This is a genomic window from Nocardioides ginkgobilobae, from assembly GCF_054781275.1.
The window spans coordinates 127,314-148,978 of sequence record NZ_BAAGUS010000007.1 but is presented as its reverse complement, the minus strand read 5'-3'; the positions used below and the strand labels follow the sequence as shown (position 1 = coordinate 148,978).

The window sequence follows — 21,665 nt, the reverse complement described above, 5'->3', positions numbered from 1 at the left end:
TGCCGATAACCTGCTCCGGTGACCGAGATCCAGATCGGCCAGGCCAAGCGCGCCCGGCGTGCGTACTCCTTCGACGACATCGCGATCGTGCCCTCCCGGCGCACCCGCGACCCCGAGGAGGTCAGCACGCACTGGCAGATCGACGCCTACCGCTTCGACCTGCCGGTGATCGCCGCGCCGATGGACTCGGTGATGTCGCCGACCACCGCCATCGCGATGGGTCGCTTCGGTGGCCTCGGCGTGCTCAACCTCGAGGGCCTCTGGACCCGCTACGAGGACCCCGAGCCGCTGCTGGAGGAGGTCGCCGCGCTCACCGGCACCGACGCCGTACGCCGCGTGCAGGAGATCTACACCGAGGCGATCAAGCCCGAGCTGATCACCGAGCGGCTGCGCGAGATGCGCGCCGCCGGCGTCACGGTCGCCGGGTCGCTGTCGCCGCAGCGCACGAAGGAGTTCGCGAAGGCCGTCGTCGACGCCGGCGTGGACATGTTCGTCATCCGCGGCACCACCGTCTCCGCGGAGCACGTCTCGAGCCAGGCCGAGCCGCTGAACCTCAAGGAGTTCATCTACGAGCTCGACGTGCCGGTCATCGTGGGCGGCTGCGCCACCCACACCGCGGCGCTGCACCTCATGCGCACCGGTGCCGCGGGCGTGCTCGTCGGGTTCGGCGGGGGAGCGGCCCACACCACGCGGACCGTGCTCGGCGTCGCCGTACCCATGGCCTCCGCGGTGGCCGACGTCGCCGCCGCCCGCCGCGACTACCTCGACGAGTCCGGCGGCCGCTACGTCCACGTCATCGCCGACGGCTCGATCGGCACCTCCGGCGACATCGCCAAGGCGATCGCCTGCGGCGCCGACGCGGTCATGGTCGGCTCGCCCTTCGCGCGTGCCACCGACGCTCCCGGCCGCGGCTTCCACTGGGGCACCGAGGCCCACCACCCCGAGCTGCCGCGCGGCCAGCGGGTGCAGTTCGACACCGTCGGCACGATCGAGGAGATCCTCTTCGGCCCCTCCCGCGTCGCCGACGGCACGATGAACCTCATCGGCGCCCTCAAGCGGTCGATGGCCACCACCGGCTACACCGACTGCAAGGAGTTCCAGCGCGTCGAGGTCGTCGTCGAGTAGCGATGGCCGAGCAGTCGGTTGTCCGCCCTCGAGCAGTCACTTCCTTGCCAGGTCCCGCAGCGGCTGACCGGTCGAGGCCGAGGACGTGACCGGTCGGCGGTGCTGAGGGTCGCTGCCGGGCAGGCGGTCCCGGTCAACGGGGACCTCGCGGCCAACATCGCCACCGGCGTGGCGCTGACCCTCGAGGCCGGCGAGCGTGGTGTCGGGCTGCTGGTGCTGCCCGAGGCGTTCCTGACCGGCTACGACTGGGACGCCTTCGACCAGGTGCGCGCGAGCGGCCGGCCGCGGGTCGAGGCGCTCGACGAGCTGCTCGCACCCCTGGGCCGTGCCGCCCGGGAGGCCTCGTGCACGGTGCTGGTGTCGACGCCGCTGCTGCGCGGGGACCGGATGCGGCTCAGCACGCTGCTCGTCCGTCCCGACGGGTCGGTCGAGGCGGCGTACGACAAGCAGCACGTCGACCGGCTCGAGCTTCCCTGGTTCACCGCGGGCTCGCCCGGTCCGGTCGTCCTCGACGTCGAGGGCGTGCGCGTCGGGCTGGCCATCTGCTACGACAGCCGCTTCCCCGAGCACGCCGCGGCGGCGGCCGCCGCCGGCGCCGAGGTGTACGCCGTGTCGACGGCCTACCTCAAGGGCTCGACCCGCGGTCGTGAGGTCTCGCTGCCCGCCCGGGCGCTCGACAACGGGATGTACGTCGTCGCCGGGGCCGCCCTGGGGCGCTGCGGGGACCGGCCGATCACCGGCGGCTCGTGCGTGCTCGACCCCGAGGGCCGCGAGCTCGCCGCGCTTGGCACAGAGCCGGGGCTGGCGGTCGCCGACGTCGACCTCGCGTGGCTCGCCGACGTGCGCGCGCGCCAGACCATGCACGCCGACCGACTGTAGCCCGGAACCCCCGGACCTCGCCTGCTGCGCGACGCCATCCGGGCACGTGGGCCGCGTTGCCGACGCTCGCCGAACGACACAGTGGGACTTCGCGCCGGCGCCTTGCCCACGAACCCGTCTGACGCCGCTCGCGACGGCGATGCCCGGAGGCCCCGGGCTTGGGTGAGGATGTCCTTCGTGCAGGACCAGCCCGAGACCGTCACCATCCACACCGACGGCGCGTGCGTGCCCAACCCCGGCCCCGGCGGCTGGGGCGCGCTGCTGCGGATCGGCTCCCACGAGCTGGAGCTGTGCGGCGGCGAGGCCGGCCAGACCACCAACAACCGGATGGAGCTCACCGCCCCGATCCGGGCGCTGACCGTGCTGACCCGGCGGGTGCGGGTCGAGCTCTACACTGACTCCACCTACGTCCGCTCGGGCATCACGTCCTGGGTCACCGGGTGGAAGCGCAACGGCTGGCTGACCTCGGCCAAGCAGCCGGTCAAGAACGTCGACCTCTGGAAGGAGCTCGATGCCGCCTGCCAGCTGCACGACGTGACCTGGCACTGGGTCAAGGGCCACAACGGCGACGAGGGCAACGAGCGGGCCGACCGGCTCGCCGCGCGCGGGCTCGAGGAAGCGGTGGAGGCCGCCCGAACGACCGCTCGGTGACGGCGGCTACCGTGCCGGTCGTGAACCGCGTGCAGCAGCTCCTCGGCGTCGACATCCCGATCGTGCAGGCCCCGATGACCTTCATCGCCCGGGCCCGGTTGGCGGCGGCCGTCTCCGAGGCCGGCGGCATGGGCATCATCGAGACCCTCACGCCCGAGGGTCGCGCGGACCTGCTGCGGGTCAAGGAGCTCACCGACAAGCCGGTCGGCGCCAACCTGCTGGTCGGCGGCTGGAAGCACGACCACTCCATCGTCGACACCCTCGTCGAGTCCGGCGTCTCGTACGTCGCGACCTCGGCCGGCGACCCCGGGCTGTTCACCGCCCGGCTCAAGGACGCCGGCATCACCGTCTTCCACGTCGTCGGCACGCTGCGTGCCGCGCTCAAGGCCGAGGCCGCCGGCGTCGACGGCCTCGTGGTCGAGGGCGTCGAGGGCGGCGGGTTCAAGGGCGCGACGGGCGCCTCCACGATGGTGCTGCTGCCCCTGGTGGCCTCGCGCACCTCGCTGCCGCTCATCGCCGCCGGCGGCATCTGCGACGCCACCTCGATGGCCGCCGCCCTGGTGCTGGGCGCCGAGGGCGTGCAGATGGGCACCCGGATGCTGGCCACCCACGAGTCCGGCGTGCACCCCGCCTTCACCGACGCCATCGTCGCGGCCCCCGAGACCGGCACGATGCTGGTCAGCGTCCCCGGCAACCCGACCATGCGCGTCATCGCCACCGAGCGCGCCCATGCCTGGGCGGCCGACCCGCCCGCGGACAAGCTGATGGACCGCGTGCAGGAGCTCTACTTCGACGGCGACCTGGACGCCAGCCTGGCCAACACCGGCCAGGTCGCGGGCCGGATCGACTCCGTGCGCCCGGTCGCCGACGTCGTACGGGAGATGTGGGAGGGGTGCCGGGCCGCGCTCGACGCGGGCCACGCGCGCCTGGGCTGACCCGGGCTCGGCACGGACGGATCCTGACGGCGCATCGCGCCGAATGGTGACGGTGGGTGTTGACGGTGGGGGCAGACTGGTCCTCCGGGCGCCGGGCCCGTCGGGAGGTGTGTGATGTCGGTCGGCTGGATGATCTTCGTCGGACTGGTCGTGCTCGGGGTGGTGGCTTACCTCCTCGTCGACCTGTGGGACAGCCGCCGCCAGCGTCGGCGGCTCCAGGGCGGGCAGGGCCGCGACGACCTGGACCACTTCCAGGTGCGCGGCGAGAAGACCATCAACCGCGACTTCGGCTCGATGACGGCCCGCTCGGTCGGCGACGGCAGGAACGGTCACGGACGCTCCTGAGTCCGCGTCGTCAACCAGCGGGCACAAGTCCCGAGCTGGTACCGCCTCGCCGCGGGACTCGGCTCTCGACTCGGGTCGCCAGGCGACGTGTGCCCGCTCGTTGACGAGCATCCGTCGCCCGGCCCGGACGTAACCGCCGTCACACGCGGCTCGTTGAGGCGGCGTGCTCCGCAGACTGCTCGTCGTCCTTCTGCTCCTGACCCTGCTGGCGGCGACGCCGCCGGTGCCGACCGTCGCGGGCGCGGCGCCCAGCAGCGCCGGAGCCGCCGAGGGCGGACGGGCCCGGGTCCCGCTCCCGACCCTCAGCCTCCCGCCGGCCGGCATCCAGGGCCGCCCGATGTGGGACTCCTGGCACCAGCTGGAGCCCTTCGGCTACACCGAGCAGGAGCTCTTCGTCTCCGGTACGGCCCGCGCCGCCGACGGGTCGACCGCGCCGTACACCACGCGGGTGGTCATCACCCGTCCCCAGCGCCAGCGCGACTTCAACGGCGCGGTGATGCTGGAGTGGGTCAACGTCACCGCCCAGTTCGAGAACGCCGTCGACAGCCTCGAGGGTCGCGAGGAGCTGCTGCGCAGCGGCTGGGCGTTCGTCCACGTCAGCGCCCAGGCCGCCGGCCTGTGCTGCACTCCGCTGACCCCCCAGGTGTGGGACCCGGTGCGCTACGCCGCCATCGACCACCCCGGCGACGCGTACGCCGACGACATGTTCCTCCAGGTCGCCCGCGCGCTCCGCACCCGGCAGGTCGGCGACGTCCGCCCGATGGGCGGGCTGCGGGTCGAGCGGGTCGTGGCTGCGGGGCAGTCGCAGTCCGCGGGCCGGCTGGCCGGGATCGTGCGGGCCTTCCGCGACGGGGCGGGCGTGATCGACGGGTTCCTGGTCCACGGCGGCCTGGCCGGGCTGGAGTACGAGCCGCGGCTGCGTGTCCCGGTGCTCCAGCTCAACAGCGACTGGGCCGAGTCGACCGGCACCGCCGACGACGACCCGCTCTACCGGCTCTGGGAGGTCGCCGGCTCCGCGCACGCCGGCCTCTTCATCGGCTACCAGCAGGTCTTCGGCTCCGGCCAGCGCGTGGTCGGTCTGCCCCAGGTCGACGAGCAGGGCTACCGCGACGCCATCGAGGCCGCCGGCGACTACGGCCAGTCCGCGCTCAACCCGCTCTACGCCGGCTGCATCGTGGCCGGCGCCTCCTTCCCCATGAGGTACGCCGTCAACACGGCGCTCCGCGAGCTCGAGGAGTGGATCCGCACCGGCGAGCGGCCGCGCCCCGCGCCCCGGTTCGAGTACGCCGCCGACGGCGTGACCCCGGCCCGCGACGCCGACGGCAACGTGCTCGGCGGGATGCGGCTGCCGCCCGTGGAGGTCCCGGTGGCGACGTACCGCTCCACGGACTGCGAGCTCGGCGGCACCACCGTCCCGTTCGACCCGCTGACCCTGCAGCAGCGCTACTCGACGTACGCCGACTACGAGCAGCGGCTGGCCCGGGCCACCGACCGGGCCGTGCGGCGGGGCTGGCTGCTGCCCGCCGACGCCCGGGACCAGATGCGGCGGGCCTGCGCGGTGCGAGACCGCTACCCGACGGCGACCGAGGAGTGCACCGACTACCGGCCGCCGCGCTTCGGCGGCTGAGGTCGTCGAGGGACCTGGCACAGTGGAGCCATGACTCCCACGCCTGGAGCCCTCGGACCCGACGCGCGAGACGCCGCCCTGGCGGCGATGACCGGGCAGGCGGGTGAGCCCGAGCTGGACGTACTGGTCGTCGGTGGGGGCATCACCGGCACGGGCGTCGCCCTCGACGCCGTCACGCGCGGGCTGAGCACCGGTCTGCTCGAGCAGCGCGACCTCGGCAGCGGCACCTCCAGCCGCAGCAGCAAGCTCATCCACGGCGGGCTGCGCTACCTGGAGATGATGGACTTCGGCCTGGTCCGCGAGGCCCTGCAGGAGCGCGGTCTGCTCCTCACCCGCCTCGCGCCGCACCTCGTGCGCCCGGTGCCGTTCCTCTACCCGCTGACCAAGCCCGTGTGGGAGCGCGCCTACGTCGGCGCCGGCCTGGCGCTCTACGACGGCATGGCCAAGGCCGGGAAGTACGACATGGGCGTGCCGCTGCACCGCCACCTCACCCGCCGCCAGGTCGCCCGCATGGCACCGGACTTCCGCACCGACACCATCACCGGCGCGATCCGCTACTACGACTGCCAGGTCGACGACGCGCGGATGGTCGTCGCGGTCGCCCGCACCGCTGCCCGGCACGGTGCGCACGTCGCCACCCGGGTCAAGGTCACCGGCTTCCTGCGCGAAGGGGAGCGGGTGGTGGGCGTGACCGCGCGCGACCTGGAGCACGGCCGGGACCTCGAGGTCCGGGCCCGGGTCGTCGTCAACGCCGCCGGTGTGTGGACCGACGAGATCCAGGAGATGGTCGGCGGCCGCGGGGCCCTGCACGTGCAGGCGTCCAAGGGCGTGCACATCGTCGTCCCGCGCGACCGGATCCGCTCCGAGACCGGGTTCATCGTGCGCACCGAGACCTCGGTGCTCTTCGTCATCCCGTGGGGCCGGCACTGGATCATCGGCACCACTGACACCCCGTGGGACCTCGACAAGGCCCACCCCGCGGCCAGCCGCACGGACATCGACTACATCCTCGAGCACGTCAACCGGATCCTCCGCGAGCCGCTGGACCACGAGGACGTCGAGGGCGTGTACGCCGGGCTCCGGCCGCTGCTGTCGGGGGAGTCCGAGCCGACGTCGCGGATCTCCCGCGAGCACACGGTCGTGACCCCGGTCCCGGGGCTGGTGATGATCGCGGGCGGGAAGTACACGACGTACCGCGTCATGGCGCGCGACGCCATCGACGCCGCCGCCCACAGCCTGCGCTCGACCGGCACCGGCACGGTGCGCGAGTCGATCACCGACCGGGTCCCGCTCGACGGCGCCGAGTCCTACGAGACCCGCAGCAACCAGCGCGTGCTGCTCGCCCGCCGCTCGGGGCTGCACGTCGCACGGATCGACCACCTCCTCGGCCGGTACGGCGGGCAGGTCGACGACCTGCTGGCCCTCATCGCCTCCCGGCGCCAGCTCGCGCTGCCGCTCGAGGGTGCCGAGGACCACCTCGCGGCCGAGGTCGTCTACGCGGTGACCCACGAGGGGGCGCTGCACCTCGACGACGTGCTGACCCGCCGGACCCGGATCTCGATCGAGACCTTCGACCGCGGCGTCGGGGCCGCCCCGCACGCCGCCCGGCTGATGGCCGAGGTCCTCGGCTGGGACGAGGCCCGGGTCGCCCAGGAGGTCGACCACTACCTGCGCCGGGTCGAGGCGGAGCGGCAGTCGCAGCTCAAGCTCACCGACCAGGAGGCCGACGAGGCGCGGGTGCAGGTCACCGACCTGGTCTGAGATCCGCCGTCGGTCGAGCAGCGAGCGCCAGCGAGCGTCGTCGAGACCGCGTGAGCCGGCTGTGGTCGGCGACCACGGACAACTTCGGCGGTCTCGACGACGCCCTCGCTGGCGCTCGGGCTGCTCGACCCGCGGCGCAGGGCTGACACGTGTCAACGAATCTGTTGACACCTAGAACACGTTCTAGGAAGGTGTCTGGTGTGACCCAGGCAACACCTCCCGAGGCGCCACCGGCCGACCTGAAGATGCAGCGCAGCAGCCGGGACGCGGCGCTGGTGCCCGCGGCCCTGGAGCGCTGGCTGTCCACGCTGCTGCCCTCGGGCGCCGAACCGGAGGTCGTGCTGCACAGCGGCATCGACAGCAACGGCATGTCCTCCGAGACGCTGGTCCTCGACGCCACCTGGACCGAGGACGGCGCGCGCACGACGCACCCGATGGTGGCGCGCGTGGCACCCGCGGCCCAGGACTTCCCGGTCTTCCCGCGCTACGACCTGGGACACCAGTTCGAGGTGATCCGCCAGGTCGGCGAGCTGACCGACGTGCCGGTCCCGGGCGTGCGCTGGCTCGACGAGGCCGGCGAGGTCCTCGGCACCCCCAGCTTCCTCATGGACCGGGTCGAGGGCGTCGTCCCGCCCGACGTGCTGCCCTACCCGTTCGGCGACAACTGGCTCTACGACGCCGACCGCGCCGACCAGCGGCGCCTCCAGGACGCCACCGTCGACGTCCTTGCTCGGCTGCACGCGATCACGGACCCGCTCGAGAGCTTCGGCTACCTCGCCCCCGAGCAGGTCGGCGAGACGTTGCTGCACCGCAACCTGGCGAAGGTCCGCGCCTGGTACGACTTCGCCGTCCGCGACCTCGCGCCCTCGCCCACCGCCGAGCGGGCGCTGGCCTGGCTCGAGGCGAACATCCCGTCGGAGGCCGAGCAGGGCGAGCCGGTGCTGTGCTGGGGCGACGCCCGGATCGGCAACGTGATCTACCGCGACTTCGAGCCGGTCGCCGTCCTCGACTGGGAGATGGTGACCCTCGGCCCGCGCGCGCTCGACGTGAGCTGGCTGCTCTTCGCCCACCAGGTCTTCGAGTCCATCGTCGGGATGCTCGAGCTGCCCGGCATGCCGCACTTCCTGCGCGAGGAGGACGTGGTGGCGACGTACGCCGAGAAGTCCGGCGTCCAGCTCGGCGACCTCGACTGGTACCACGTCTACAACGGCCTGATGTGGTGCATCGTCTTCATGCGCACCGGCGCCCGGCAGGTGCACTTCGGCGAGATCGAGATGCCCGAGGACATCGAGTCGCTGTTCCACTGCAAGCCGCTGGTGGTCTCGATCCTGGAGCGGGTGGGCGCCTGATGGCCGCGTCCGCGCGCGGGGCGCTGGGGCCCCTCGACGAGTACCCGGTCCACCAGGTCCCGCAGCCGATCGGCTGGCCCGGGCCGAGCGACCGGCACTTCTACGACCGCTGCTACTTCAACGCCCACGACCGCACCGGCGACATCTTCGTGATCAGCGGGATGGGCTACTACCCCAACCTGCGCACCAAGGACGCCTACTTCCTCGTCACGCGCGGCACCGAGCAGACCGCCGTCCACCTGGGCGGCCCGATCGACGACGACCGCTTGGACCAGCGGGTCGGCGGCTACCGCCTCGAGGTGATCGAGCCGCTGCACAAGATCCGCATGGTCCTCGAGGAGACCGAGGGCCTCGCGTGCGACCTGACCTGGGAGGGCTCCTTCGAGGTGGTCCAGGAGCAGCGGCACGTCATGCGCCAGGGCACCCGCGTCGTGCTCGACGCTCAGCGCTTCGCCCAGGTCGGCACGTGGTCGGGCTCGCTGTCGGTCGACGGCACCGAGATCGCGGTCAGCCCGGACACCTGGGTCGGCTCGCGCGACCGCTCCTGGGGCATCCGTCCGGTGGGCGAGGCCGAGCCCGCCGGTCGGCCGGCCGACTTCGACGGCATGTGGTGGCTCTACGTCCCGCTGCGCTTCGACGACTACATGATCTGCCTGATCATCCAGGAGGACGGCGAGGGCACCCGCACCCTCAATGACTGCACCCGCGTCTGGGAGGACGGCCGGGTCGAGCAGCTCGGCTGGCCCCAGGTCACCATCCACTACACGTCTGGCGGGCGGATGCCGACGGGTGCGAGCATCGAGTGCCAGACCCGCCAGGGTCCGCTGCACGTCGAGGTCGAGTCGCGGCTCGCGGCCCCGCTGCACTTCGGCGGCGGGTACGGCGGTGACCAGGACTGGCTGCACGGGCAGTGGCACGGCGAGGAGTTCGTCGAGCGCCGCACCTACGACCTGACCAGCGACGCCGTGCGGAGCATGCTGATGTTCGGCTGCGTGGACCACGTCGGCCGCGCCGTCGTCACCGAGCCCTCGCGGGGGAGCGGCACCTCCGAGGGCTTCGGCCTCTTCGAGCACTTCTGCGTCGGCAAGCACGAGCCGTCCGGCTTCACCGACTTCTTCTCGACCGCCCCCTGACCCCACCCTGGCTGGAGCCGACATGACCCTCGACCGCGACGCCTTCTACATCGACGGCGGCTGGCGTGCCCCCGAGACCACCTCGACCATCGAGGTCGTCTCCCCGCACTCCGAGGAGGTCATCGCCACCGTCCCCGAGGCGTCGTACGCCGACGTGGACGCGGCCGTGGCGGCTGCCCGGCAGGCGTTCGACCACGGCCCGTGGCCGCGGATGTCGCCGCAGGAGCGGATCGCGGTGATCGAGGCGTTCTCGATGCTCTACGCCGGCAAGCTGACCGAGATGGCCGAGCTGATCACCCTGGAGATGGGCTCGCCGACCTCCTTCTCCCAGCTGGCCCAGGCCCCCGCGCCGTGGATGCAGATCGAGGCGTTCCTCGCGATCGCCCGGGAGTTCCCGTGGGAGGCCACCCGCCCCGGCGCCCTGGGCTCCGACGTGGTCGTGCGGCACGAGCCGGTCGGCGTGGTCGCGGCGATCCCGCCGTGGAACGTCCCGCAGTTCACCGTGCTGTCCAAGGTCGTCCCGGCCCTGCTGAGCGGCTGCACCGTGGTGGTGAAGCCCGCGCCGGAGTCCCCGCTGGACTGCTACCTCATGGCCGAGCTGCTGCACGAGGCCGGCGTCCCGGCGGGTGTCGTCAACATCGTCGCCGGTGGTCGCGAGGTCGGCCAGCACCTGGTCGCGCACCCCGGCGTGGACAAGGTCGCCTTCACCGGCTCCACCGCCGCGGGCCGTGCCATCGGCGCGGTGTGCGGCGAGCAGCTCAAGCGCGTCTCCCTCGAGCTGGGCGGCAAGTCGGCCGCGATCGTCCTCGAGGACGCCGACCTCACGACCACCGTCGAGGGGCTGAAGTTCCTCTCGGTGATGAACTCCGGGCAGGCCTGCGTGGCGCAGACCCGCGTCCTGGTGCCGCGCTCGCGCCAGGGCGAGCTGGTCGACGCGATCGCCCAGGGCATCGGTGGGATGCGCGTCGGCGACCCGATGGACCCCGCCACCGAGATCGGCCCGATGGTGGCCCAGCGCCAGCAGGAGCGGGTGCAGAAGTACATCGCGCTCGGGCAGGAGGAGGGCGCCCGCCTCGTCGCGGGCGGCGTCGGGATGCCCGAGGGCCTCGACCACGGCTGGTACGTCCGGCCCACCGTCTTCGCCGACGTCGACAACCGGATGCGGATCGCGCAGGAGGAGATCTTCGGCCCCGTCGTCTCGGTCATCGCCTACGACGGCGTCGAGGACGCCGTGCGGATCGCCAACGACTCCGACTACGGGCTCGCCGGCACCGTGTGGACCGCCGACGTCGAGGCCGGGCTCGAGGTGGCCCGGGGCGTCCGCACCGGCACCTACGGCATCAACACCTACACGATGGACTTCGCCGCGCCCTTCGGTGGCTTCAAGGCCTCCGGGCTGGGGCGCGAGTTCGGTCCGGAAGGCCTCGGTCAGTACACCGAGCTGAAGTCGATCTACACGCCGCCGCCCGCCGGCTGAGCACGCGGGGAGTGCACACGAGCGCTTGACAGAGCAAAGGAATGTGTCAAGCGCCTCACTTGTCTACCGAAGGGTAGTGACGGAGACCCCGGTCACATACTCTCGGTACATGAGCGCCTCGAGCCCCGACCCCGCAGGCAGCCCGCTCGTCGACGGGCCGCACGATCCCGAGCACGACCCGACCGCGGCGTACGCCCTGGAGCCGGAGTACGTCGAGGCGCTGACGCGCCGGATCCTGGCCACCTCGGGGGAGACCAAGGAGGTGCGCACGCCGATCAGCGGCGCACCGCTGGCGCACATCCCGCAGTCGAGCGAGGAGGACGTGGTCGAGGCCTTCGCCCGTGCCCGGCGTGCGCAGGAGTCCTGGGCCCGCACCAGCCTGGAGCACCGCTCGGCGATCCTCATGCGTCTGCACGACCTCGTGCTCGAGCGCCAGGAGGAGATCCTCGACCTGATCGTGTGGGAGTCGGGCAAGGCGCGCAAGCATGCCTTCGACGAGCCGCTGCACATCGCGCTGACCGCGCGCTACTACGCCCGCACCGCCCAGCAGCACCTCGGCACCCAGCGCAAGCTCGGCGTGGTGCCCGGCCTGACCCGGGTCGAGGTCAACCGCGTGCCCAAGGGTGTCGTCGGCATCATCTCGCCGTGGAACTACCCCTTCACGATGGCGCTGTGCGACGGCCTCCCGGCCCTGCTCGCCGGCAACGCCGTGGTCACCAAGCCGGACGCCCAGACCATGCTGACCGCCCTCTACGGCGCCCAGCTGCTCGAGGAGGCCGGCTTCCCCAAGGACCTGTGGCAGGTCCTGGCGGGTCCCGGCTCCCGCGTGGGCACCTCGGTCATCGCGAAGGCCGACTACATCTGCTTCACCGGGTCGACCGCGACCGGCAAGCGGGTCGCGGCTGGCTGCGCCGAGCGGCTGATCGGCTGCTCGCTGGAGCTCGGCGGCAAGAACCCGATGCTCGTGCTGCGCGACGCCGACGTCGAGCGCGCCGCCGAGGGCGCCGTGCGTGCCTCGTTCTCCAACGCCGGCCAGCTCTGCGTCTCCACCGAGCGGCTCTTCGTCGCCGACCAGGTCTACGACCGGTTCGTGGAGCGGTTCGTGGCCCGCACCCAGGCGATGACCCTGGGTGCCACGCTGGAGTGGGGCACCGACATGGGCTCGCTCATCTCCCAGGACCAGCTGGACACCGTGACCCGCCACGTCGAGGACGCCGTCGCCAAGGGCGCGCGGGTGCTGGCCGGTGGCAGGGCGCGGCCCGACCTCGGGCCGTTCTTCTTCGAGCCCACCATCCTCGAGGGCGTCACCCCCGACATGACCTGCTTCGGTGAGGAGACCTTCGGCCCGGTCATCTCGATCTACCGCTTCCACGACGAGGCCGAGGCCGTGGCCCGCGCCAACGACGGGGAGTACGGCCTCAACGCCTCCATCTACAGCCGCGACGGGGCCCGTGCCCGGGCCATGGCGCGGCAGGTCAAGTGCGGGACGGTCAACATCAACGAGGCCTTCGGCGCCACGTTCGCGAGCATCGACTCCCCGATGGGCGGCATGCGCGAGTCCGGCATGGGCCGTCGCCAGGGCAGCGAGGGCATCCACCGCTACACCGAGTCCCAGTCGGTAGGCACGCAGCGCCTGGTGCGCTTCGCCCCGATGCTGGGCATGTCCGACGAGCAGTACGCCGCCGTCATGACGGCGAACCTGCGCCTGATGAAGAAGCTGGGAAGGGCCTGACACACATGAGCGACACCACGCGCCGGTTCGACTACGACGTCCTCGTCATCGGCTCCGGCTTCGGCGGCTCGGTCTCCGCGCTGCGGCTGACCGAGAAGGGCTACAAGGTCGGCGTCATCGAGGCGGGCCCCCGCTTCGAGGACAAGGACTTCTCCAAGGGCACCCTCGACATCACCAAGTACCTCTGGGCACCGGCCCTGGGCTGCTACGGCATCCAGCGCATCGACGCGGTGCGCGACACCCTGATCGTCGCCGGTGCCGGCGTGGGCGGTGGCTCGCTGGTCTACGCCAACACCCTCTACGAGCCGCTCCCGGCGTTCTACAAGGACGCCCAGTGGAGCCACATCACCGACTGGCGCGAGGAGCTCGCTCCCTACTACGACCAGGCCAAGCGGATGCTCGGCGTCGTGGAGAACCCCGTCCGCACGCCGGCCGACGACGTGATGGAGAAGGTCGCCTCGGACATGGGTGTCGGCGACACCTTCCACCCGACCCCGGTGGGCGTCTTCTTCGGCGGGCCCGGAGCCGACCCCGACCAGGTCGTGGCCGACCCCTACTTCGGCGGTGCCGGCCCCGACCGCAACCCCTGCCGCAACTGCGGCGAGTGCATGTCGGGCTGCCGCCACAACGCCAAGAACACCCTGGTCAAGAACTACCTCTACCTCGCCGAGCAGAACGGCGCGAAGGTGATGCCGCTGACCACGGTGACCAAGGTCAGCCCCCGCGACGGCGGCGGGTACGACGTCGCGGTGAAGTTCACGAAGGCCAGGCGCGCCACGCCGCGGACCACGCGCACGCTCACCGCCGAGCACGTCATCTTCGCCGCTGCCTCGCTCGGCACCCAGAAGCTGCTGCACCGGCTCAAGGACGAGGGCGTCCTGCCGAAGCTCTCCGACCGTCTCGGCTACCTCTCGCGCACCAACTCCGAGTCGATCCTGGGGGCCATCGCGCCGTCCAGCGACACCACGGACTACTCCTACGGCGTCGCGATCACCTCGAGCTTCCACCCCGACGAGGACACCCACATCGAGCCGTGCCGCTACGGCAAGGGCTTCAACACGATGGCGATGATGCAGACCGTCCTGACCGACGGTGACGGCGACGGTCCGCGCTGGCGCGCCTGGCTGAAGGAGATGTGGACGCAGCGCTCGAACATCAAGGAGCTCTACGACCTCAAGCACTGGTCCGAGCGCACGGTGATCGCGCTGGTCATGCAGTCGCTGGACAACTCGATCACGACGTACGGCAAGAAGGGCCTGCTGGGCTGGCGGATGACCTCCCGCCAGGGCCACGGCGCCCCGAACCCGACCTGGATCCCCGTCGCCAACGACGCCGTGCGCCGCATCGCCGGCGTCCTCGGCGGCACCCCGGGCGGCAACATCGGCGAGCCGTTCAACATGCCGCTGACCGCGCACTTCATCGGCGGCTGCGCGATCGGTGACTCGCCCGAGACCGGCGTCATCGACGCCTACCAGCGCGTCTACGGCTACCCGGGCCTGCACATCGCCGACGGCTCGGCGATCAGCGCCAACCTCGGCGTCAACCCGTCGCTGACCATCACCGCCCAGGCGGAGCGGATGATGGCGATGTGGCCCAACAAGGGCGAGGCCGACGCGCGGCCCCCGCTCGGCGCCGACTACCAGCGCATCGCCCCGGTGCCGCCGGTCGCCCCCGCGGTGCCCGAGGCTGCGCCGGGCGCGCTGCGGCTGCCGATCGTCGGGGTCTCCTGACCCGCAGCGGCACCGCTGGACACCCACCTCGACCCCTCCCGGCCACCGGCCGGGAGGGGTCGACGTCTAGACCGGGAAAGTTTTCCCACGACCGGCGTCGCCCGGACGTAACCCCGGCCCCGGGCCGTCGTTGAGGTGGTCAGACCCGGCAGTCATGCTCCCTCCCACAAGGCCGGGTCGCGGTCCAGGCGCTGTCCAGCAGAGCGTGGACGATCAGGGCCCGGCCACCCTCCCTCCCCGGCCGGGCCCTGGTGCCATTTTCGAGCCTTCGAGATCGACCAGCCCTCGGGTCGGGTGCCCACGGACGCGGCCGCCGGAGCAACCGCCCGCGCCGATACGATGCGGCCCATGAGCGACGCCCCTGAGCACGACCTGGTCCTCGTCGTCGACTTCGGGGCGCAGTACGCGCAGCTGATCGCCCGGCGCGTCCGCGAGGCGCGGGTCTACTCCGAGATCGTGCCCCACCACATGCCGGTCGCCGAGATGCTGGCCCGCGGGCCGAAGGCGATCATCCTCTCCGGCGGGCCCTCCTCGGTGTACGCCGAGGACGCCCCCGGCATCGACGAGGCGGTCTTCACCTCGGGGACCCCGGTCTTCGGTATGTGCTACGGCTTCCAGCTGATGGCCCGCGGCCTGGGCGGCACCGTGGCCGCGACCGGCGCGCGGGAGTACGGCCGCACCCCGGTCCGGGTCAGCGAGCCGGGCACGCTGCTCGCCGACGTACCCGCGGAGCACAAGGTGTGGATGTCCCACGGCGACTCGGTGGCCGCGGCCCCGGAGGGGTTCACGGTCCTGGCGAGCACCGACGTCACCCCGGTGGCGGCCTTCGAGGACGTCGACCGGGGCCTGGCCGGCGTGCAGTGGCACCCCGAGGTGCTGCACTCCGAGCACGGCCAGAAGGTGCTCGAGCACTTCCTGTGGGACATCGCCGGCTGCCGCCCGACCTGGACGATGGTCAACATCGTCGAGGAGCAGATCGAGAAGATCCGCACCCAGATCGGCGACCGCGGCCAGGCCATCTGCGGTCTGTCCGGCGGCGTGGACTCCGCGGTGGCAGCGGCGATCGTGCAGCGCGCGATCGGCGACCGGCTGACGTGCGTCTACGTCGACCACGGCCTGATGCGCAAGGGCGAGACCGAGCAGGTCGAGCGGGACTTCGTGGCCGCGACCGGCGTCGACCTGCGGGTCGTGGACGCCGAGAAGCAGTTCCTCGACGCGCTCGCCGGGGTCAGCGACCCCGAGGAGAAGCGCAAGGTCATCGGCCGCGAGTTCATCCGCACCTTCGAGGCCGCCGAGCGCGAGATCCTCGCCGACGCCGTCAGCGGCGACGACGGCGACAAGGTCGCCTTCCTGGTGCAGGGCACGCTCTACCCCGACGTCGTGGAGTCCGGCGGGGGAGCGGGCGCCTCGACGATCAAGAGCCACCACAACGTCGGCGGCCTGCCCGAGGACCTGGAGTTCGAGCTGGTCGAGCCCCTGCGCACCCTGTTCAAGGACGAGGTGCGCGCGGTCGGCGAGCAGCTCGGCCTGCCCGCCGAGATCGTCCACCGCCAGCCCTTCCCCGGCCCCGGCCTCGGCATCCGGATCATCGGCGAGGTCACCCGCGAGCGGCTCGACATCCTGCGCGAGGCCGACGCCATCGCCCGCGAGGAGATGACCCGAGCCGGTCTGGACCGCGACATCTGGCAGATGCCCGTCGTCCTGCTCGCCGACGTCCGCTCCGTCGGCGTCCAGGGCGACGGCCGCACCTACGGCCACCCGGTCGTCCTGCGCCCGGTCACCTCCGAGGACGCCATGACCGCGGACTGGGCCCGCCTGCCCTTCGACGTCCTCGAGCGGATCTCGACCCGGATCACCAACGAGGTGCCCGAGGTCAACCGGGTCACCCTCGACGTCACGAGCAAGCCGCCGGGCACCATCGAGTGGGAGTGAACCCCAGCACACCCCCTGTCCGAAGGCTGCCCGGGTGCGCTCGGGAGTGCTCCTGACGACCGGTTCAGGTAAAGCCCCGTGTCAGTCACCTGCCACCACTAGGCTTTCCCCGTGATCGGGGCATGACGGCGTTCGACCGGATAGCGGAGGACCTGCAGGCTCGACGCACGGACGCCGGGATGCCGTCGTACGCCGAGATCGCCCTGCGGATCGGTCGGCTGCGCGAGGAGCGCGGCGGTCCCGATGCCACCGCGCGGCCGGCGCGGACCACCGTGTACGACGCGTTCCGCACCGGTCGCAGGCGGTTGGACACTGCGCTGGTCCTCGACATCGTGCGCGCCCTGGGCGCCGACGAGGAGGAGGTCGCGTGCTGGGCCGAGCGTTGTCGTGAGGCCCGGCTCTCCGACGCCACCCCGTCGCGTGCCGACGACAGCGCCGGACCGGGGGCCCCGCCGCCCCCGGCTCCACCAGCACCGCCGGTCCCCGCCGAGCCACCCCCGCCCGTGACGGCCAAGGCCGGTCTGCTGGTGGCCCTGGGCTGCCTCGTGGTCAACATGGTCGGTCGCCTGCTGGTGGTGGTGATCCCGGAGATCCCGCTCTACCTCGACATGGTCGGCACGGCCGTGGCCGCGGTGATCCTGGGGCCCTGGTGGGGTGCCGGGGTCGGCCTGAGCACGAACCTGCTCGGCGTGGCCGTGTCCGGCGGCGATTCGATCCCGTTCGCGATCGTCAACGTCGCCGGCGCCCTGGTCTGGGGCTACGGCGTACGACGGTGGCGGATGGGTCTCACGCTGCCGCGCTTCTTCGCCCTCAACTGCCTGACCGCCATCGTCTGCACGAGCCTGGCGGTCCCGATCATCCTCGCCCTCGGTGGGGAGACCGGCAACGGTGCCGACGACGTGATCGCAGCGATCCAGGAGACGGTGCAGTCCCTGTGGGTGGCCGTGGCGTCGGCCAACATCCTGACCTCGCTGGCCGACAAGACCATCTCCGGCTTCGTGGCCCTGCTCGCCGTCGACGTGCTGCCCCGCGCCGTGACGGCCCCGGTGCGGCCGCTCATGCCGCTGGCGGCGGCGCCCCAGCACGCGTCGGTACGCTCCGGGCCATGACCCACTCGACCCTGGTGCTCACCGTCATCGGCCGCGACCGGCCGGGTCTGGTCTCGGCCGTCTCCGCGCCCGTCGAGGCGCGGGGCGGCAGCTGGCAGCACAGCCAGATGGCCCGGCTGGCCGGCGAGTTCGCCGGCATCGTGCTGGTGAGCGTCCCGACCGGCGAGGTCGAGGGTCTCGAGCGTGACCTGGCGGCCCTCGAGGCGGACGGCCTGCGGGTCGAGGTGCGCCGCACCGACGAGCCCGCCGAGCAGCAGGTGGCTGCCGTGGGGCTGCACCTGCTTGGCACCGACCGCCCCGGCATCGTCGCGGAGATCTCCCGCACGATCGCCGCGCACGGGGTGGGCATCGAGTCGCTGACCACCGGGCTGCGCGAGGCGCCGATGGCCGGGGGCCTGCTCTTCGAGGTCACCGCCGAGCTGGTCGCGCCGGTCGACGGCGACCTCGAGTCGCTGCGCAGCGCGCTGGAGCAGCTCGCCGACGAGCTGATGGTCGACCTGACGCTGGGCTGAGGCCCAGGCCCGGGCCCGGACCGAGCCGGGTCAGCGGCGCTTGAGGTCCCGGCGGGTCCGGCGGCGCAGCTGGAGGATCCGCAGTGTGCCGGCACTGGCGGTGATCAGGATGCCCGCCGCGGTGGCGATGAGGAGGGCGACCGCGACCGGCGCCTCACCCTCGAGCGCCAGGAAGCGCACGGTGGTCGTGTCGGTGTTCTGCGCGATGAAGACGACGAGCAGCACGAGCAGCAGCCCGAGGCCGACGGTGGCCACCCAGACGCCGCTGGTGCGCGAGCCGCGCAGCGGGTCGTCGCCCCGCGCCGGGCTGGTGGCGGACGGCTCGGGGGTCGCGCCGGTCGACTCCGGGGAGTGGCCGGCCTGCGGGTCGGTGACGGCCTCGGTGGGCTCGTGCGGGGTGCTCACCGGCCGAATGTAGCGCCGCGGTGGCCTGGACCAGTTCGCCCGGATGGTGGGCGATCGTGACGTTTCTGCTGACAGGGCCCCGGCCGGCGCCTACTGTGGTCCTCGAACCGCTGGGGACCCGAGACCCCAGCGGTTCTCTACATCTCCGGGGTCGTCGTGCCGGGCGCGATGCCCAGCGGGCGCAGCACGTCGGCGGCGAAGCGCTCCATCCCGTCGAGCTTCTGCTCCAGGCCCACGTCGAGGCCGTGGTAGTAGGCCCACGGCATGGTCATCACGTCGGTCACCCCGCGCTCCTCCGCGGCCGCGAACTGCTCGGGCAGGAAGGCGTCGGTCAGCGCGGTGATGAAGGAGAAGTCGCGCTCGTTGCCGGCCTCCTCGCGCATCCGGGCCAGGGTGGCGGCGTGCCCGGCGGCCTCCTCGACCGTGTAGAGGTCCCCGACCCAGCCGTCGTGCCGCGCGGCGCGGCGCATCGCGACCTCGCTCAGCCCGCCGACGTACACCGGGATGCGTGCGGTGGGGGTCGGCTCCATGACCAGCCGCGGCGCCGCGTAGTGGGTGCCCTCGAACTCCGTCCAACCGGGCTGCCACAGCTGCTCCATCAGCGCCAGGGCCTCGTCGGTCCGCTTGCCGCGGGTGGAGAAGTCCTGCCCCAGGAGCTCGAACTCCTCGCGGCACCAGCCGATGCCGATGCCCAGGGCCACCCGGTTGCCCGAGAGCACCGCCGCGGTCCCGACGGACTTCGCGACCTGGAAGGGGTTGCGCAGCGCCGGCACGTAGACCGAGGTGAAGAAGCGCAGCCGGGTCGTCACGGCTGCGAGCGCCCCGACCAGCACCCAGGGATCCGGCCAGGCGGCGTCGTGGTCCCAGCGCCGGGCGCCGTCACGGGTGTAGGGGTACGGCGTCTGGAGGGTCTCCAGGTCGACCACGTGGTCGGGGACGGCCATGGCGTCGTACCCCAGCCGGTCGGCAGCCGCCGCGAGGGCGGGGAGCTCGGTCAGGGGCAGGTAGGCGGTGCTGATCGAGAAGCGCACGGGCGCAGACTACGCGCGCCCCTAGAACGTGTTCTAGGGGCGCGCGGGATGTCGTGCGGCGGGGGAGGGGATCAGTCGAGAGGGCTCGGGTCCGGGTCGTCGGGGACCACGTGCACGGCCGCCTCCTCGGCGGACGCGGCGGCGCCGTCGATGCCGACGTCGGTGCCCACGAGGTCCTTCTCCAGGTCCTCGCCCGACCCGCGGTCGGGGTCGACGAGGCGACCGGCGCGCTCGGCGCCGACCTCGCCGTCGTCCACGGACTCCGCCGCCTCGCGCTCCGCGGCCTCGACGTAGGGGTCCGGCTCGGGCTCCTCCTGGGCGATCCGCTGGTCCAGCGACTCCCCGACGGCCTCCTCGTACGGCGTGTTGCCGTAGCCCTGGGCGGGGGAGTACTTCTCCGGCGGGGAGTAGCCGCGGTCCAGCTCGTCCTCCACGTCGCCGTCGACGTCGGTGAGGTTGTCGAGGCCGACGGGCTGGTCCTCGTCGTCGACGCTGTAGTCGTGGTAGGACTCCGCGGCGGTCGTGGGGTCGAGGTCGCTCGGCTCGCTCTGGCTCATGCCGTCACCGTAGGCAGAGTTCTGGACCGCTCGACCCACCCGGTCAGGCGGGCCGGCAGGTGAGGCGTCTCTCGGTGTGCGTCAGCGCTCGGCCAGCAGGTCGGTGGACTCCGCGGCCAGCAGCAGCGCCCCGAGGAGGCTCGCGCGACCGCCGTGCGCACTGCGGCGCACGGGGGTGGCCGAGACCGCATCCAGGGTGTGCCGGCGCAGGCCCACGCGGGCCGGCTCCAGCAGCAGGTCGCCGGCCCGGGCGAGGTCGCCGCCGATGACCAGCACGTGCGGGTTGAGCAGGTTGACGATGCTCGCCAGTCCCCACCCGAGGTGCAGGCCGGCGTCCTCGAAGGTGCGACGGGCGGCCGAGGAGCCCTCGTCGGCGGCCGCGATGATGTCGTCGAGGACGGCACCCGGCTGCTGGCCGGACATCAGGGCCAGGATCGCGCCGATGGAGGCGTAGGCCTCCAGGCAGCCGCGGCTCCCGCAGCGGCACATCGGACCCTGGTCGTCGAGCGTGAGGTGGCCGATCTCGCCGGCGAAGCCCGCGGCGCCGCGGAAGATCTCCGAGCCCAGCACCACCCCGGCGCCGACGCCGGAGGAGATCTTGACGTAGACGCAGCTGTCGTTGCCGCGCGCCGCGCCCGTGCGGTGCTCGGCCAGGGCACCGAGGTTGGCGTCGTTCTCCACCGTCACCGGGAGGTCGAAGGCCGCCTCGGCGACCTCGCGGGCGTCCACGCCCTCCCAGCCCGGGAAGATCGCGGGCGAGCCCACGGCGTCGTCGGTGATGGGGGCGGGCAGGCCGAGGACGAGGTGCAGCGCGGGTGCCGGTGGCAGGTCGGCCAGCATGAGGTCGAGCAGGGACTGCGCGGTGGCCAGCGCCTCGTCGTGCGGCAGGTCCTCGGCGAGCGCCTGGCGCTCCTCGCGCAGCGGCTCGCCGAGCAGGTCGCCGACTGCCACGGCGACGTGGCTGTGCCCGAAGTCGATGCCCACGACGTACGCCGCCCGGCTGGCCAGCCGGACCGAGGAGCCGCGCCGGCCGCTGCCGGGCAGCACCTCCACCAGGCCCGTCGCGCCGAGGTCGCGCACGATGTTGGAGACCGTCGCGGGGGCTAGGCCGGTCGCACGGGCCAGCTCGGCCTGCGTGAAGACCGCGGGGGTGGGGGCGTCGTCGCCGTCGACGCGGCTCCCGCTCGCCGGGCCGGGCTCCGCGCGGGTGCGCAGCAGGTCCAGGACGCGACGCTGGTTGGCGTCGCGCAGCGAGGACGGCGAGCCCGGAGCGGGTCGGACCGGTGGGGAGGGCATGGCCGAACTGTGACGCGCCTCTCGCCCCGGGTCAAGCACTTGTGTCCAAGACATGACGACAAAAGCGGTAACGCTTACG

The 21,665-nt window shown here is 72.6% G+C and carries 19 protein-coding genes; 15 read left to right on the top strand and 4 right to left on the bottom strand.

Going from position 1 to position 21,665, the window contains the following annotated elements; translation table 11 throughout:
- Positions 1–18: 18 nt before the first annotated feature.
- The 15 genes from ACYVID_RS09160 (at position 19) to ACYVID_RS09090 (ending at position 18,297) form a co-directional block, all read left to right on the top strand.
- Entirely contained in the window at positions 19–1,125 is a 1,107-nt protein-coding gene (locus tag ACYVID_RS09160; RefSeq protein ID WP_460736405.1) for a GuaB3 family IMP dehydrogenase-related protein, read from the top strand.
- Between the two features lie 99 nt (positions 1,126–1,224).
- Entirely contained in the window at positions 1,225–2,004 is a 780-nt protein-coding gene (locus tag ACYVID_RS09155) for a carbon-nitrogen hydrolase family protein (RefSeq protein WP_460736404.1), read from the top strand.
- A gap of 168 nt (positions 2,005–2,172) precedes the next feature.
- Positions 2,173–2,655 (top strand): ribonuclease HI, encoded by a 483-nt coding sequence (gene rnhA, locus ACYVID_RS09150; protein WP_460736403.1) that lies wholly within the window; start codon positions 2,173–2,175, stop codon positions 2,653–2,655.
- 20 nt (positions 2,656–2,675) lie between these two features.
- Positions 2,676–3,590, top strand: coding sequence for an NAD(P)H-dependent flavin oxidoreductase (locus ACYVID_RS09145; protein ID WP_460736402.1), 915 nt, complete (start codon positions 2,676–2,678; stop codon positions 3,588–3,590).
- Between the two features lie 114 nt (positions 3,591–3,704).
- Positions 3,705–3,935 carry a hypothetical protein gene (locus ACYVID_RS09140; protein WP_300645063.1) on the top strand — a complete coding sequence of 77 codons (231 nt, stop codon included), beginning with the start codon at positions 3,705–3,707 and terminating at the stop codon, positions 3,933–3,935.
- Between the two features lie 163 nt (positions 3,936–4,098).
- Positions 4,099–5,562 (top strand): alpha/beta hydrolase domain-containing protein, encoded by a 1,464-nt coding sequence (locus ACYVID_RS09135; RefSeq protein WP_300645062.1) that lies wholly within the window; start codon positions 4,099–4,101, stop codon positions 5,560–5,562.
- Positions 5,563–5,592: 30 nt separating this feature from the next.
- On the top strand, positions 5,593–7,323 hold the full coding sequence (locus tag ACYVID_RS09130; RefSeq protein ID WP_460736401.1) for a glycerol-3-phosphate dehydrogenase/oxidase: 1,731 nt from the start codon (positions 5,593–5,595) through the stop codon (positions 7,321–7,323).
- Between the two features lie 200 nt (positions 7,324–7,523).
- Positions 7,524–8,672, top strand: a complete 1,149-nt coding sequence (locus ACYVID_RS09125; protein WP_460736400.1) for a phosphotransferase family protein — start codon at positions 7,524–7,526, stop codon at positions 8,670–8,672.
- Positions 8,672–9,805 (top strand): hypothetical protein, encoded by a 1,134-nt coding sequence (locus ACYVID_RS09120; RefSeq protein ID WP_460736399.1) that lies wholly within the window; start codon positions 8,672–8,674, stop codon positions 9,803–9,805. The genes ACYVID_RS09125 and ACYVID_RS09120 overlap by 1 nt, the downstream gene beginning before the upstream one ends.
- 22 nt (positions 9,806–9,827) lie before the next feature.
- A complete protein-coding gene (locus ACYVID_RS09115; RefSeq protein WP_460736398.1) occupies positions 9,828–11,282 on the top strand; it encodes an aldehyde dehydrogenase in 1,455 nt (484 codons plus the stop codon).
- Between the two features lie 109 nt (positions 11,283–11,391).
- A complete protein-coding gene (locus ACYVID_RS09110; protein WP_460736397.1) occupies positions 11,392–13,014 on the top strand; it encodes a succinic semialdehyde dehydrogenase in 1,623 nt (540 codons plus the stop codon).
- A gap of 5 nt (positions 13,015–13,019) precedes the next feature.
- Positions 13,020–14,744: a GMC family oxidoreductase N-terminal domain-containing protein gene (locus tag ACYVID_RS09105; protein WP_460736396.1), complete on the top strand. Its 1,725-nt coding sequence runs from the start codon at positions 13,020–13,022 to the stop codon at positions 14,742–14,744.
- Between the two features lie 348 nt (positions 14,745–15,092).
- Positions 15,093–16,676, top strand: coding sequence for a glutamine-hydrolyzing GMP synthase (gene guaA / locus ACYVID_RS09100; protein ID WP_460736395.1), 1,584 nt, complete (start codon positions 15,093–15,095; stop codon positions 16,674–16,676).
- Positions 16,677–16,798: 122 nt separating this feature from the next.
- Entirely contained in the window at positions 16,799–17,785 is a 987-nt protein-coding gene (locus ACYVID_RS09095) for an ECF transporter S component family protein (RefSeq protein ID WP_460736394.1), read from the top strand.
- Entirely contained in the window at positions 17,782–18,297 is a 516-nt protein-coding gene (locus ACYVID_RS09090) for a glycine cleavage system transcriptional repressor (RefSeq protein ID WP_460736393.1), read from the top strand. The genes ACYVID_RS09095 and ACYVID_RS09090 overlap by 4 nt, the downstream gene beginning before the upstream one ends.
- Before the next feature lie 30 nt (positions 18,298–18,327).
- Here ACYVID_RS09090 and ACYVID_RS09085 read toward each other — a convergent pair whose 3' ends face one another.
- The 4 genes from ACYVID_RS09085 to ACYVID_RS09070 form a co-directional block, all read right to left on the bottom strand.
- The gene (locus ACYVID_RS09085; protein ID WP_460736392.1) at positions 18,328–18,702 is read right to left on the bottom strand and encodes a lipopolysaccharide assembly protein LapA domain-containing protein; all 375 of its coding nucleotides are present in this window, start codon (positions 18,700–18,702) and stop codon (positions 18,328–18,330) included.
- A 137-nt stretch (positions 18,703–18,839) separates the two neighbouring features.
- Positions 18,840–19,733, bottom strand: coding sequence for a TIGR03619 family F420-dependent LLM class oxidoreductase (locus ACYVID_RS09080; RefSeq protein WP_460736391.1), 894 nt, complete (start codon positions 19,731–19,733; stop codon positions 18,840–18,842).
- A 71-nt stretch (positions 19,734–19,804) separates the two neighbouring features.
- Positions 19,805–20,290, bottom strand: coding sequence for a DUF5709 domain-containing protein (locus tag ACYVID_RS09075; RefSeq protein ID WP_460736390.1), 486 nt, complete (start codon positions 20,288–20,290; stop codon positions 19,805–19,807).
- A gap of 81 nt (positions 20,291–20,371) precedes the next feature.
- Positions 20,372–21,586, bottom strand: a complete 1,215-nt coding sequence (locus tag ACYVID_RS09070; protein WP_460736389.1) for an ROK family transcriptional regulator — start codon at positions 21,584–21,586, stop codon at positions 20,372–20,374.
- Positions 21,587–21,665 lie beyond the last annotated feature (79 nt).

What these genes read in the sequence shown, in the direction of transcription:
- rnhA (WP_460736403.1), top strand. Translation starts at nt 2,173, where the DNA reads ATGTCCTTCGTGCAGGACCAGCCCGAGACCGTCACCATCCACACCGAC.
- ACYVID_RS09140 (WP_300645063.1), top strand. Translation starts at nt 3,705, where the DNA reads ATGTCGGTCGGCTGGATGATCTTCGTCGGACTGGTCGTGCTCGGGGTG.
- ACYVID_RS09130 (WP_460736401.1), top strand. Translation starts at nt 5,593, where the DNA reads ATGACTCCCACGCCTGGAGCCCTCGGACCCGACGCGCGAGACGCCGCC.
- ACYVID_RS09120 (WP_460736399.1), top strand. Translation starts at nt 8,672, where the DNA reads ATGGCCGCGTCCGCGCGCGGGGCGCTGGGGCCCCTCGACGAGTACCCG.
- ACYVID_RS09115 (WP_460736398.1), top strand. Translation starts at nt 9,828, where the DNA reads ATGACCCTCGACCGCGACGCCTTCTACATCGACGGCGGCTGGCGTGCC.
- ACYVID_RS09110 (WP_460736397.1), top strand. Translation starts at nt 11,392, where the DNA reads ATGAGCGCCTCGAGCCCCGACCCCGCAGGCAGCCCGCTCGTCGACGGG.
- ACYVID_RS09105 (WP_460736396.1), top strand. Translation starts at nt 13,020, where the DNA reads ATGAGCGACACCACGCGCCGGTTCGACTACGACGTCCTCGTCATCGGC.
- guaA (WP_460736395.1), top strand. Translation starts at nt 15,093, where the DNA reads ATGAGCGACGCCCCTGAGCACGACCTGGTCCTCGTCGTCGACTTCGGG.
- ACYVID_RS09095 (WP_460736394.1), top strand. Translation starts at nt 16,799, where the DNA reads ATGACGGCGTTCGACCGGATAGCGGAGGACCTGCAGGCTCGACGCACG.
- ACYVID_RS09090 (WP_460736393.1), top strand. Translation starts at nt 17,782, where the DNA reads ATGACCCACTCGACCCTGGTGCTCACCGTCATCGGCCGCGACCGGCCG.
- ACYVID_RS09075 (WP_460736390.1), bottom strand. Translation starts at nt 20,290, where the DNA reads ATGAGCCAGAGCGAGCCGAGCGACCTCGACCCCACGACCGCCGCGGAG.
- ACYVID_RS09070 (WP_460736389.1), bottom strand. Translation starts at nt 21,586, where the DNA reads ATGCCCTCCCCACCGGTCCGACCCGCTCCGGGCTCGCCGTCCTCGCTG.